At 45.4% G+C, this 12,271-nt stretch carries 13 protein-coding genes and 1 pseudogene; 5 read left to right on the top strand and 9 right to left on the bottom strand.

All coding sequences use genetic code 11. From position 1 onward, the window contains the following. Positions 1-25: 25 nt before the first annotated feature. A complete protein-coding gene (locus FNY66_RS08645) occupies positions 26-709 on the bottom strand; it encodes a response regulator transcription factor (protein WP_087150138.1) in 684 nt (227 codons plus the stop codon). Between the two features lie 360 nt (positions 710-1,069). Between FNY66_RS08645 and FNY66_RS08640 the strand changes: the two genes are divergently transcribed. Together FNY66_RS08640 and FNY66_RS08635 are read left to right on the top strand one after the other, a co-directional pair. Then, on the top strand, positions 1,070-1,630 hold the full coding sequence (locus FNY66_RS08640) for a manganese efflux pump MntP (RefSeq protein WP_150310854.1): 561 nt from the start codon (positions 1,070-1,072) through the stop codon (positions 1,628-1,630). Between the two features lie 168 nt (positions 1,631-1,798). Beyond that, on the top strand, positions 1,799-3,148 hold the full coding sequence (locus tag FNY66_RS08635) for an MATE family efflux transporter (RefSeq protein ID WP_150310853.1): 1,350 nt from the start codon (positions 1,799-1,801) through the stop codon (positions 3,146-3,148). Between the two features lie 75 nt (positions 3,149-3,223). On the opposite strand, the gene FNY66_RS08630 is transcribed toward FNY66_RS08635, so the two are convergent. From FNY66_RS08630 to FNY66_RS08615, 4 genes are all read right to left on the bottom strand, one after another. Further along, positions 3,224-3,463, bottom strand: coding sequence for an HPr family phosphocarrier protein (locus FNY66_RS08630; RefSeq protein ID WP_087150047.1), 240 nt, complete (start codon positions 3,461-3,463; stop codon positions 3,224-3,226). 265 nt (positions 3,464-3,728) lie between these two features. Further along, on the bottom strand, positions 3,729-4,793 hold the full coding sequence (gene mtnA, locus FNY66_RS08625; RefSeq protein WP_150310852.1) for an S-methyl-5-thioribose-1-phosphate isomerase: 1,065 nt from the start codon (positions 4,791-4,793) through the stop codon (positions 3,729-3,731). 105 nt (positions 4,794-4,898) lie between these two features. Then, complete coding sequence (locus FNY66_RS08620; RefSeq protein WP_150310851.1) at positions 4,899-6,401, bottom strand: recombinase family protein; 1,503 nt, start codon at positions 6,399-6,401, stop codon at positions 4,899-4,901. Continuing rightward, positions 6,398-6,751 carry a helix-turn-helix domain-containing protein gene (locus FNY66_RS08615; protein ID WP_033124596.1) on the bottom strand — a complete coding sequence of 118 codons (354 nt, stop codon included), beginning with the start codon at positions 6,749-6,751 and terminating at the stop codon, positions 6,398-6,400. Before FNY66_RS08615 ends, FNY66_RS08620 begins: the two co-directional genes overlap by 4 nt. A 336-nt stretch (positions 6,752-7,087) precedes the next feature. Here FNY66_RS08615 and FNY66_RS15500 point away from each other — a divergent pair, with 336 nt between their 5' ends. Then, the gene (locus FNY66_RS15500; RefSeq protein ID WP_033124597.1) at positions 7,088-7,297 is read left to right on the top strand and encodes a hypothetical protein; all 210 of its coding nucleotides are present in this window, start codon (positions 7,088-7,090) and stop codon (positions 7,295-7,297) included. A gap of 141 nt (positions 7,298-7,438) precedes the next feature. On the opposite strand, the gene FNY66_RS08605 is transcribed toward FNY66_RS15500, so the two are convergent. The 4 genes from FNY66_RS08605 to FNY66_RS08590 all read right to left on the bottom strand — a co-directional run bounded on the left by FNY66_RS08605 (position 7,439) and on the right by FNY66_RS08590 (position 10,969). Beyond that, entirely contained in the window at positions 7,439-8,689 is a 1,251-nt protein-coding gene (locus tag FNY66_RS08605) for an MFS transporter (protein ID WP_033124598.1), read from the bottom strand. Positions 8,690-9,031: 342 nt separating this feature from the next. Next, entirely contained in the window at positions 9,032-9,757 is a 726-nt protein-coding gene (locus FNY66_RS08600) for a class I SAM-dependent methyltransferase (RefSeq protein ID WP_052083803.1), read from the bottom strand. A gap of 29 nt (positions 9,758-9,786) precedes the next feature. Next, a complete protein-coding gene (locus FNY66_RS08595) occupies positions 9,787-10,158 on the bottom strand; it encodes a nuclear transport factor 2 family protein (protein ID WP_330581309.1) in 372 nt (123 codons plus the stop codon). Further along, positions 10,115-10,969 carry a helix-turn-helix domain-containing protein gene (locus FNY66_RS08590; RefSeq protein WP_052083805.1) on the bottom strand — a complete coding sequence of 285 codons (855 nt, stop codon included), beginning with the start codon at positions 10,967-10,969 and terminating at the stop codon, positions 10,115-10,117. Before FNY66_RS08590 ends, FNY66_RS08595 begins: the two co-directional genes overlap by 44 nt. Before the next feature lie 298 nt (positions 10,970-11,267). Between FNY66_RS08590 and FNY66_RS08585 the strand changes: the two genes are divergently transcribed. Both FNY66_RS08585 and FNY66_RS08580 read left to right on the top strand, forming a co-directional pair. Then, positions 11,268-11,678, top strand: a complete 411-nt coding sequence (locus FNY66_RS08585) for a cysteine-rich VLP domain-containing protein (RefSeq protein WP_033124601.1) — start codon at positions 11,268-11,270, stop codon at positions 11,676-11,678. Positions 11,679-11,786: 108 nt separating this feature from the next. Beyond that, a pseudogene (locus FNY66_RS08580) lies at positions 11,787-12,183 on the top strand (replication initiator protein A). Positions 12,184-12,271 lie beyond the last annotated feature (88 nt).

Raw genomic sequence — 12,271 nt, 5'->3', positions numbered from 1 at the left:
GCGATACCGGCACTGTTACGGTGTATCAGTCGGTCTCAAATTTGTAACCCATGCCCCAGATTGTCCGGATATATTCCCCTTTATCTCCCAGTTTGCTTCTCAGCTTCTTAACGTGGGTGTCGATCGTTCTGGCATCACCAAAATAATCATAATTCCATACATTGTTAAGAATCTTCTCCCTTGAGAGTGCAATCCCCTGGTTCTCCATAAAATACGAAAGCAGCTCGAACTCTTTATAACTCAATTCCACGGGCTTCCCGTCAATCTTTACGATATGCGCCGCTTTATCGACCACGATTCCTCCTGCTTCGATCACATCACCGCCGGCATTGCCGAGCGTTCTGCGAAGGATTGCATTCACTCTGGCAACCAGGATCTTCGGGCTGAATGGTTTAGAAATGTACTCATCCACCCCCAGTTCAAATCCCTGCAGTTCATCCCGCTCTTCTGCTCTGGCTGTCAGCATGATGATTGGCACTTTCGAAGACTCCCTGATTTCCCTGCACGTCTGCCACCCATCCATCTTCGGCATCATCACGTCAAGGATAACAAGGGCAATATCTTTATCTTCATAAAAAATATCCATTGCTTCCATCCCATCGCCTGCTTCAAGCACTGTATACCCTTCGCGGGCAAGAAAATCTTTTACCAGCTTCCTCATTCTGCTCTCATCATCTACAACCAGGATTTTTATATTCATATTTTCCATTATTTTTTCTCCTTATCCTCATGCGGATTGTTCCGCATTTTCTGCTCCCTCGATTTTATAAACAGTGTAAGTTTATCAAAAAAATATGTCAATCCTGTGAACGTAAATTTTCTCTTGCAAAGACCGTGTCCTGATGATAATATATTATCAGTTCGTGAGGGAGTAATTGGCGTATTACTGCGCGGTAAGTCAACATACTGGTCTTTTTGAGACCTGGCTTATCTTAAATAATGAGACTCATGTACAGTGTATTTGCTGTACATGTTTTTATGACAGGTACAGCATGTGCCTGCTTTTTTTATGCAACTGATAACCGGAGTGCTCTGCAGACGCTCTAATCTAACTGCTAAGGAGAAAAAAATGGGATTATTAGAATTATTTATACTCGCTGTAGGTTTATCGATGGACGCTTTTGCCGTCTCCATCTGTAAAGGGCTGGCCATGCCCAGGATTTCTATAAAAAAATCCGGTATCGTAGGATTATGGTTCGGAGGATTCCAGGCGCTGATGCCCGCAATCGGCTATATACTTGGTTATCAGTTTCGTGATAAGATTACCGCAATTGATCACTGGGTTGCTTTCATCCTCCTGGGACTCATTGGTGCTAATATGATCAAGGAAGCCTGTTCAGGCGACTGCGAGAAAGAGGACGACTCACTGGATATCAAAACCATGTTCCTCCTCGCCGTAGCAACCAGCATCGATGCCCTTGCGGTCGGCATCACTTTCGCATTCCTCGACGTACATATCGTTGCAGCTGTTTCATTTATCGGAGTCACTACATTCATCATCTCTGCCATCGGGGTAAAGATCGGTAATGTATTCGGCACAAAGTATAAGTCAAAGGCTGAGTTTGCCGGGGGAGCCATACTGATCCTTCTGGGCATCAAGATCCTGCTCGAGCATCTCGGGATACTGTAAGTAATGCGATACATACCAGATTTTCGTTGACTTGCCGACAGGACCTGTGCTATCATGAGCAGTGCGTAAAAGAGAATATATTTTATCAAGTCATATGGTTTTCCTGTTTCAGAATTCAAACAGGCATATGACTTTTTTTATTGTTTTGAAAGGAGTAGCTTAATCATTATGGAAAAAGTAAATTCATTTATGCGGACGAAACCGGTGTTTTCTCTGCTCGTCTCCATGTCCGTCCCGATGATGCTGTCCATGCTGATCCAGTCCCTCTATAATATAGTAGACAGTATCTATGTATCCAGGCTGGGTACCGATGCACTGACTGCCGTCTCGCTTGCCTATCCCCTGCAGAATGCAATCGTCTCTGTCGGAGTCGGGATTGGCGTAGGTATATCCTCCGCCATCTCCATCCATCTCGGATCAGGAGATCAGGAAAAGGCTGACCGGGCAGCATCACTCGGCATTGTTCTTACAGTCTTTCACTGCATCCTTTTCGTTCTGGCAGGTATCTTTACCACCCGCCCGTTTCTCCGTCTGTTCACGGAAAATCCGGTCATTTTAAAAGATGCCTGCAATTATACTTATATTGTACTGTGCCTGTCTTTCGGCTCACTCCTGCAGATTGCTTTTGAGAAGATATTTCAGAGCATAGGCAGGATGAAGGTCACAATGTATCTTCTCATTGCCGGATGCGTGATCAATATTATCCTTGATCCGGTCCTTATTTTCGGTCTGCTCGGATTCCCGGCGCTTGGCGTGACCGGAGCCGCTATCGCCACAGTCATTGGACAGATCTGCGCTTTTCTGCTATACATCGTGGTATACCTGAGGAAACCGTACGCCGTCCGCATCCGTATCAAATATATGAAGCCGGATTGGAAGATCATTAAGCAGATTTACAGTGTGGGCATCCCTTCCAGTATCATGATGCTTCTGCCTTCTGTCCTGATCAGCCTGCTGAACAGGATCCTCACCGCTTTTTCCAGCCTGTATGTGGCCGTGCTCGGTGTTTATTTTAAGCTCCAGACATTTATCTACATGCCGGCAAACGGAATCGTACAGGGGATGCGTCCGATAGTAGGGTACAATTATGGAGCCGGAGAACCCAAAAGAGTCCGCAGCGCAATCCGCTACAGTCTTGTCTGCGCTGTAGTCATCATGCTACTGGGAACGCTGCTATCGCTTATCTTTCCCGCACAGATTTTCGCTTTATTCGACGCAGATGCAGAACTGATGTCAGCCGGTGTGACAGCTCTTCGCATCATCAGTCTGGGATTCCTTGTTTCCTCCATCGGGGTAATCTATGCCGGGACATTTGAAGCACTGGGAAACGGGCGCAATTCTCTCATCATATCACTGCTCAGACAATTTGCCGTAACTCTGCCGTTGAGCTTTGTACTGTCACGCTTTCTTGGTCCTGTCGGAGTCTGGATCGCTTTTCCTGCAGGGGAGCTGTGCGCTGCCATTGCCGCATTCTTCCTCCTCAGAACATACAAAGAAGGAGCATTCACACCATTCTAAGCTGTGAATGCTCCTTTTACTTATTCAAATGATGTCAACTATGAAGTGTGAAACGCTTGCCTTTTGTCCCCGCCATCATTCAAATTCATATTTCATAAAATACTCATGAGCCAGTTCTTCATCCTCTCCATCTACGACCAGCCGCATAGGCAATCCCAGTTTGATCGACATCAGCCCGAGGATTGATTTCCCGTCAATCCGGAAATTCCTGTTAGACATATCTGTTACATCGATATCTGATTTCATTTTCTGGCATGTGTCGCAAAAGCTCATCAACTGACCTGATGTTATAAATTTAATCTTCTTCTCGACCATTTCTCTGACCTCCTGTTTTACACCTCTGGTAGTATAAACCAATTGCAGGAATTCAGCAAGCAAAAAATAAAATCTTTTTCATATTCTGGGTAACAGTTCAGCCATCAGGCATGAGCGGGTTCGATTTATGCTTTCATAAGAATCGGCCCGCTCTATTCCTGATGAGCCGAGCGCCCGTCAATGCGTAAAACAGCGGCGACAGCCGCAATAAGCACGAAGTGCGGTTTTACGAATGGCGCGTGCTGAACTGTTACTTGTCTGGCGCTCAGAACAGCTTCGCAAGACTCTCAGTGTACGGCGGATAACATACTCCTTTTTCAGTCACGATGGCTGTGATCAGACTGTGATCTGTCACATCGAATGAAGGATTATAACATTTTACATCCTTTAGAGCCACAGGCTCCTGATAAAATTTTTCTTTGATCTCTTCCGGCTCTCTCAACTCGATATGAATATCTTCTCCACTTTTACAGTTCATATCGATCGTGGAAGTCGGTCCAAGCACATAGAACGGGATTCCGTAATACTTTGCCAGTATGGCAACGCCGCTCGTCCCGATTTTATTTGCAGTATCTCCGTTGGCGGCCACACGGTCGCATCCCACCATACATGCCTGTACCCATCCGTTTTTCATCACGATACTCGCCATATTGTCACAGATCAGCGTAACGTCGATCCCTGCTTTCTGTAGTTCATATGAAGTCAGCCGCGCCCCCCGAAGAAGCGGTCTTGTCTCATCTGCATAGACCCGGAAATTCATCCCGCGCTCTTTCCCCAGAAAGAGAGGTCCCTGCCCGGTGCCGTAACGGGATGTGGCCAGCGGACCTGCATTGCAGTGAGTCAGGATGCCGTCACCGTCTTTTATCAGCGAAAGTCCATACTCAGAAATTGCTTTGCACATATCAATGTCTTCCCGATGTATCTTCAGGCTTTCTGCTTTGAGCAGTTCCAATATCTCACCTACGTCCTTACTTCTGTCTGCAAGCACAGCTCTCTCCATACGATTCAGCGCCCAGCTCAGATTCACAGCCGTAGGTCTGGAAGAATCCAGATACGCCTTCTTCTTCCTGAATTCACAGAGAAATCTGTCGTAGTCTGTCTCTCTGATCTGCAGCGCAAGACAGTAGATACCGTATGCAGCGCAAATGCCGATTGCCGGAGCTCCGCGCACTTTAAGTGTATAGATAGCGTCCCAAATATCTTCCGCCGAAGATAATTCAAGATATTCCGTACGGTTCGGGAGCTGAGTCTGGTCAATGATTACTACACATGTGCCGTCGTCACTGAGACGAACGCTCTCGATATGAGTGACTTTACTGATATTTTCCATAGTAATCTCCTTATCGTTCACAGTATTCTGTTGTTCTGATAAGAATTATGGCATAAGAGAAGGCAAAGGACAAGAAACAGTTCCCCTATACGGAAATATCATTAACTAAAAAATCCCGGATATACCGCATTTAAGGTATTTCCGGGATTCTTTCAGTGCACCGAGTACGGATAAATCCGAACCCTCAACCTCCGCCAGTGTGATGGTCTTAGAACCGTCCTTATAGTTGAAAGTAAGGATTATCTTGTCCTCGTAAAGATACACTGCATTTACAAAGCTGTCAATCAGTCTTTGCCGCTGTTCCCGCTTTGTTACATCAAACTTGCGGAAACGGTAAATGAAAAATGCAATCTGCTCTCTGGTAAGCAAAGGCTTGTGCATCTCCTCCTGCAAAATGCTGACTTCAAGCTGGCTTTTTGTTTCTTCCAACTCGTCCAGTCTTTGCTTGGTGGACGGGGTAAAAATCCCTGCTTGAATAGCGTTGAGCATATTGTTAATACCTTTTTCCGTTTCTGCAAGCTGTTTTTTCAAAAGTGGTAGGTCGGTGCTTTCTCTTTTCTGCAATTCCATCAGCGTATCAATCAGCCGTTCCATGACTTCATCATTCATTATCGCTTTCATGGTGTAGCTGACAACTAAATCTTCAATCAAGTCTTTCTTGACCGCTTTCTTGTCACAGAGTTTCTTTTTCTTGGTATTCACACAACGATAATAACGGTGCACTTTCATGGTATGGCTTGTGCCGCTTTCCCCTACCATGAAAGAGCCGCACTTCCCGCAATACAGCTTCGTTGTCAACAGATAATCGTCCTCGGCTTTGTGACGAGCGGGAGCCTTTTTGTTTTTCGCCAGCCGTTCCTGCACTCGTTCAAACAACTCTTTCGGGACAATCGCTGGAATACCGTCCTCCTTGACTACATCACGATAGCTGTATTCTCCTATGTAACGGCGGTTCTTCAAAAGATGGTTCATAATATTCAATGTGATTTTCCCACCACGAATAGAACGCATACCCCGGCTATTTAACAGATTGACAAGTTCCTGCATGGTCGCACCCTCGCTGTACTTTGTAAACATTTCCAGTACCACCGGGGCGGTCTTGGGGTCGATTTGATAATACTGCTGTTCGTCAATGTAGTATCCCATCGGGACAGTACCGCCGTTGTATTTACATTTCAGCGCATTGTCGGTCAGACCTCGGATAACCTTTTCAGAAAGCTCCGCAGAATAGTATTCTGCATACCCCTCCAGCATAGCTTCCAAAATAATTCCCTCGCTGCCCTCGGAGATATTTTCCCTTGCGGAAATGACTTTCACACCGTTCTTTTTCAAGAGATTTTTGTAGCGTGCGCTATCATAACGGTTTCGTGCAAAGCGGTCTAACTTCCACACAAGGACAACATCAAACAAGCCCTTTGCGCTGTCTTTAATCATCTTCTGAAATTCAGGTCGGTTGTCCGTTTTGGCTGATAGTGCCCGATCAATGTAAGTTCCTAAAATCGTGATACCGTTTCGTTCTGCATAATCCTTACATTCTCGCAACTGCCCCTCAATACTTTCTTCTCGTTGATTATCGGAAGAATAGCGGGCATAGATCACACCTTTCATTTGTCCACCTCCATCATTTGAAGAAGCGTCTGCTTTAACTTCTCACTCATTGGCGATTGCGGGTCAAAACACATTTCAATAAACTGCCGCATTTCCTCACTGCCCGTTGCAATCTTAGGGCGGTATTCGTACAGCTTGCCTTGGGGCTTATCCGTCCGGGCAAACAGGTAATCCATAGACACATCAAAATAATCTGCATACTTCACAAGCGTTTCCAAAGACGGAGCAGATTGTCCCTGTTCATAGCGGTTAATGCTGGACTGTTTTACTCCCAGCAAATCCGCCATCTTTACCTGTGACAGCTTCACGCTCTCCCGCAATATCCGCAGGCGTTCTCCCAATTCTTTCATAGCAGCGACCTCCCTGTTTTCTCTGTGCTTATTATAACATTTATACGTTTGGTTTTCAACCCGTATCAAGCATAACAATTATGAAAATTATTCGTATAGAGAACAGAGAAAACAGGGACAGCAGAAAGAAAATAAGCGGTCAATCTGACTGTGATGTTACAGCAGACTGAAACCGATTATTTTGCGTTTTGCGGGGAATATGGGTACACATGACCGCAAAACAGGGTTTCCAAAGGGTATCCCTTTGGCACACGACTTTGCTTGCAAAGTGTAGTGTGTTATACGCTCTGTCGGCGTTGCTACGAAAATGAAGTTGCCGGGGGAGGGCAAGTACATTTGAAGCAGCAGGAAAACAGGGCTGTGATTGCGTGGCGTGGAGCCGCAAGCGCAGGGCTGGTTTCATCAGCAGACAGGGCGTATAGGAAAGCCCCCGTCCCTCTTCCCGCGTTGGACTTCGGAACAAAATGTCCCGAACTTGTGGACACACTCACGAAAAAGCGGTCGGGTTTTTCTCTCAAAATTGAAATGGGCGGGAAGCCATTTTAAGGGCTTTCCCGCCTTGATTGCCTGTCAGCAAAGGTGGGCGAAACTGTCAACGGCGGCGCATTTATGCGCCGTTCATCTTGACCGCCCGCCGGCTCGGCTGGCTTTGCAATTTCCCATCACTTTAATAAATGCGTTTTCTTTTCAATCGCCGCTTTTACAAGCAAAACTGTTTGGGGATTGACAATCAACATTTCGTAAAACTGGCAATATGAAAACCAAAACGGCAACCGCAATAATCCCTATTCCACAAAGTAAAAACCATTTTTCTACACCAATTCGTTCTGCAAAAATACCGGAACACAGCAAACCCAGCGGCATGGCAAAGGACATCACGCTTCCGAGCAATGAGAAAACCCGTCCCAGATATTCCGGTGGAAGCTGCTCTTGAAACAAGGCGTTTTGTACTCCGTAAAATGGAGAAGTTAACCCCATGACCGTACAACAAATTACAAATATAAAAAACGCATTGGTGGGCAGCAAACCGGAAATCGCAATGCTTACCCCCATCACAAGAACCGATAGACCGATTGAAAAAATCCGGTTCTTGAATCCACCCCAAACGCTGAGCAAAATTCCCCCTGCAAGCATACCGCCTGCAAAGGCAATTTCTGCTATGGACGCATGGGTAGGTGTTCCACGAAAGTATCCCATGCTCATCAAAGGGTACAATGCACTGATAGGCATAAAGAAAAACATATATGCCGTTCCAATCCAAAGTAATGCGAACAAACCCTTGTTTTTCTTTAACTCAAAATATCCCTCCTTCATATCCCGGAAAAAGCTGTTTTGGCTTTCGCCTGTGCATATTGGCGGATTTGGAATCGACAGAACCACAACAACGCCGCAAGCCAGAACTGCGCCGATAATATCCAATAGAATAATCGTGCTTAATGACCAGACACTATATAAGAAAGCGGCAGCGGCTGGGCTAATCAGGGACACGGCGGCCTGCATGGTCTGATTATAACCGGCACACTTTGTTAGCTGGTCTTGAGGAACCATAAGCGGCGTAACTGCGCTGGACGCAGGAGAATGAAAAGCGTTGCCGATACTTCTGACAAATAAGACCAGCATAATGAGCCATATGGGCAGTTCCATAAATATCGAAACGACTGCCAGGAATCCTCCTGTTGCGGCAATCATAAGGTCTGCTCCAATCATCACTCCTTTGCGGCTATGGCGGTCCACAAAAGTCCCTGCAAAGGGGCCGATCACAGCTTGAGGAAGAAAGCCCATCAAGGTTGCAATGGATAAGACCATAGCGGAATTTGTTTTTGCTGTGAGATAGAATATAATGGACATTTGCAAAATCCCGCTTGTAATGAGAGAAACGCTCTGTCCCGCCAGCATAGTAAAATACTTCTTTTTCCAAAATTTAGTTTCTGTTGTCATATCAATACCTCCTGTTTTTGTCACATACTCTTTCCTGTGCAACAAAAAGCAGGTATATGCTCCACTATGGGCATATACCTGCATAACAAAAGGCACGACAAGAAATCCTCTATGACAATCATTGTCATAAAGAATTGACCTATGTGTTTCTCTGTACGCACGACAAAAAAGCCCATCACATGGAATGAAAAACCGACTTTTTGTTGTTTATTAGCGTACAAAAATTAACACACGTAAGCCTCCTTTCAACTTCAAACTGATTGACAGAATATCATATAACAGATAGATTGTCAATCAGTTTGAAAAATTTTTGAAGTGGATTGGTTTGTTATAACTGAAAATTTAATTTCTTTGAACCTGCAGGGAATGGCATGCTCCGCTTACTTTTTTAGCCCTAACAATTATAATATCTGGAATTTCCTTGTTAAAATAGCATTCTTCATAAAAGCCGTCAATTACAAAACCAGTGTCAAAACAAATATTAAAAATATCCTGCAAAGAACGATGATAGTAACATTGCTTTTGTGGTTGGCCTTCAATCGCAATATCATAGTAGCTGTGTGGTGTCATGTATTTATCTGTCAGTGTAACAAAGCACGGATGCTGTGTTGCAAATACGAAAACTCCGTTATCCTCAATCAGTTCGTAAACTGAGGTAAAAAGCGGCTTAATATTTGTAATATCCATGACTGCCATATTGGAAACCGCTTTTGTGAACATTCTGTTTCTTTTTAATGCCATCAGACTGATTTCATTAGTGGCATCTGCTACACAAAATTCAATTTTATCCATATTGCGTTTTCGTCGTTTCTTTGCCAGTTTAATCATTTTTTCACTATAATCAAAACCTACAACCGAAACACCTTTTTCTGCAAGATATGCCGAATAGTTTCCGTTTCCGCACGCAATATCTAAAATATAATCTGTAGGATTGGGATTTAGGAGTTCTGTGACCTTTGGACGAACCACGTTTCTGTGAAAATCATTTGATTCATCACCCATTGTATAATCCCAAAATTCAGCATTTTGATCCCATATCATTTTACTTTCTTCTTTTGAGTACCGCATAGTTCCTCCTTCAATTAGAAGTTTTCTATCTATTCAATAGGCAAATTATGTTGTTTCAAAAAGGATAGTTTATCCCAGTAACCTCTTTGAAATAAAATTTTCCCATTCACAACATGGAAAAATCCGCAGCCTCTTAATCCTAATGGGTCTCTCCATTCTAAAATTGCCCACTGCCCATCTTCAAATATATTTTCTACAATGGCTGTCATATCAGCTGTGGTAAATTCTGTTGTGAACATTTCTCTGATTGCCTCTATCCCAATCACCGGTTCATTTGTTACCTGATGATTGATTGCGTTATCATGGTACAGACTCACGATTGCCTCAACATCGTGGTCGTTAAAAGCATCTACCCATTTACATACTACTTCTTTTGGTCGTAACATCATGATTTCCTCCATCTATCTTTGTTTCCTTGCCTGCCAGTTCAATCATTTTCTTCGCCAACTGCTGGAACTGCCCGGCAGTTTCCTCGTCCATCGGAAGAAGCTGCCCGACCTGTCCGGCGATCATAGCGGTCACATCATCCATAGAAAGCGGCTCCTGCTGGTGGTTTTTCATGGCTTCCTGCATAGTTTGGAACATGGTGGCGGTAATGGTTTCTCCCGGCTGCTCGCTGCTGTCCATCTCTTTCTTAATGTCCCGCAGGATAGTAAGGAACACATTTTTGATTTTTTCAATCTCTGCTTCATGGTCGCCCATCTTCTGTGCGTTCAAGAACTGCAAGTCCTGTCTTGCTTCTGCCCGGTGTTCCGGGTGTTCTTTCATCAGATCAGACAGGGAAGCCGTTGCCATTTCAATCAGCTGGTTTCGTGCCATAATGCCCTTTGCCGCTGTGTCCTGAAAATAAATCCGTATCAAATCCATCAGCTTGGGGAAATTCCTGTGTTCCAGCAAGCGATTTAGGATCTGCACATTCACAGCACCCGTCACAAGCCCTTTGACTGCTCCCTCGGACAAGCCCAGCTCGGATATATCATAGCTTTTGCGAACGCTGATATTGGATAGCCCCAGTATGTAGTCGGTGGACACCTTAAATTCCTTTGCCACACCGATGAGAATATCGCTGCTGACTGTCCTTGTTTCGCCGCTGACAATGCGGCTCAACTGGGAAGCGGAAACGCCGATCTTCTCTGCAAGTTCTTTTTGTTTGATTTTGTTTCCGTTGCATAAATCGGAAATCCTCTGTCCGGGTGTTCCGGGTAAAGCCATAGATACGCACCTCCTCCGTATAACTCTATTATACACCAAAATTGCAAAAATGCAATTTTCAAAGTGTAAACTTCACAGAAATGCAATTCTCGCAAAATTCCGAGGATTGCATTTTTTTCGTGTAGACTTAGGGTAGTTCATCGATGAGCTGCACCTTGAAAACAGAATGACCGTCCGAAAAGGAATATTTCTCCCGGCGAAGTATCGCATTTGCGTACCAACGGAGAACACACGCCGCAGAAATGGGGCAGGAAACCTTTTCGGGGAAAACGGCAATCAGACAAAGCGGAGGACACACATGGAAAACAATCTCAAAAAGCTGCCGCCGTTGGAGCGCAAGCCGGACGGCTCTCTGCACCGCATGACCCCAGCACAGCGGAAACGGGCAAACGCCTTGATTCGCCGGGAATGTTGCAGCTATGATAGCGGCAACTGCATTGTGCTGGATGATGGCGATACCTGTATCTGTCCGCAGACGATTTCTTTCTCGGTCTGCTGCAAGCATTTCCGCTGGGCTGTCCTGCCGCTGGATCGGACGCTGGAAGCAGAGATTTTCCGGGATAAGGACGCAAAACGGTGTATTGTCTGTCGGAAAGCTTTTGTTCCCGGCTCTAATCGGGCGAAATACTGTCCCGACTGCGCCGCCAGCGTTCACAGGCGGCAGAAAGCAGAAAGTGAACGGAAAAGGAGGGCGAGCGTGGACAATTAGGGGCGAAAAAGCCTGTATTTATGGGGCTTTCCGAACACCAAACCGGGGCAGGTGGTATTCTTTATCGCTAACCCTCAAAACAGGGCTTCTAATTGTCCATAAGACACTATGACAAAGTTTATCTATCACTACCAACAGGAACGGGCACAGAGCTTCACCCAGCTTCCCAATTTCCTGTTTGAAGCACCAACCTATCAGCCGCTGTCCAATGAAGCAAAGCTGCTGTATGCCTTTATCCTGCGCCGGGCAGACCTATCCCGCAAAAACGGATGGGCGGACGAGTACGGGCGGATTTACCTGTACTATCCCATCTGCGAGGTGGTAGGGCTGCTTCACTGTGGGCGGCAAAAGGCGGTCAACACCCTGCGGGAATTACAGTATGCAGAGCTGATCGACATCAAGAAACAAGGCTGTGGAAAACCCAACCGCATTTACCCAAAATCCTATGAGGGCAGTTCCAATCCCTGACTTCTTGAATTTCCGTTTTGGTACGCCGGAGGGCTGAAAACCGTACTTGACGAGTACGAAAATCAGCCCTCTTGGAGTACCGAAATCGGACGGTATATAGAAATACAGAGATTAAAATGATTTAT

Origin of the sequence: Mediterraneibacter catenae, from assembly GCF_008691045.1 — a bacterium.
Lineage (GTDB): Bacteria > Bacillota > Clostridia > Lachnospirales > Lachnospiraceae > Mediterraneibacter > Mediterraneibacter ornithocaccae.
Note: the sequence above shows the minus strand (reverse complement) of the source record. Positions and strands in the feature narration are given on the sequence as shown.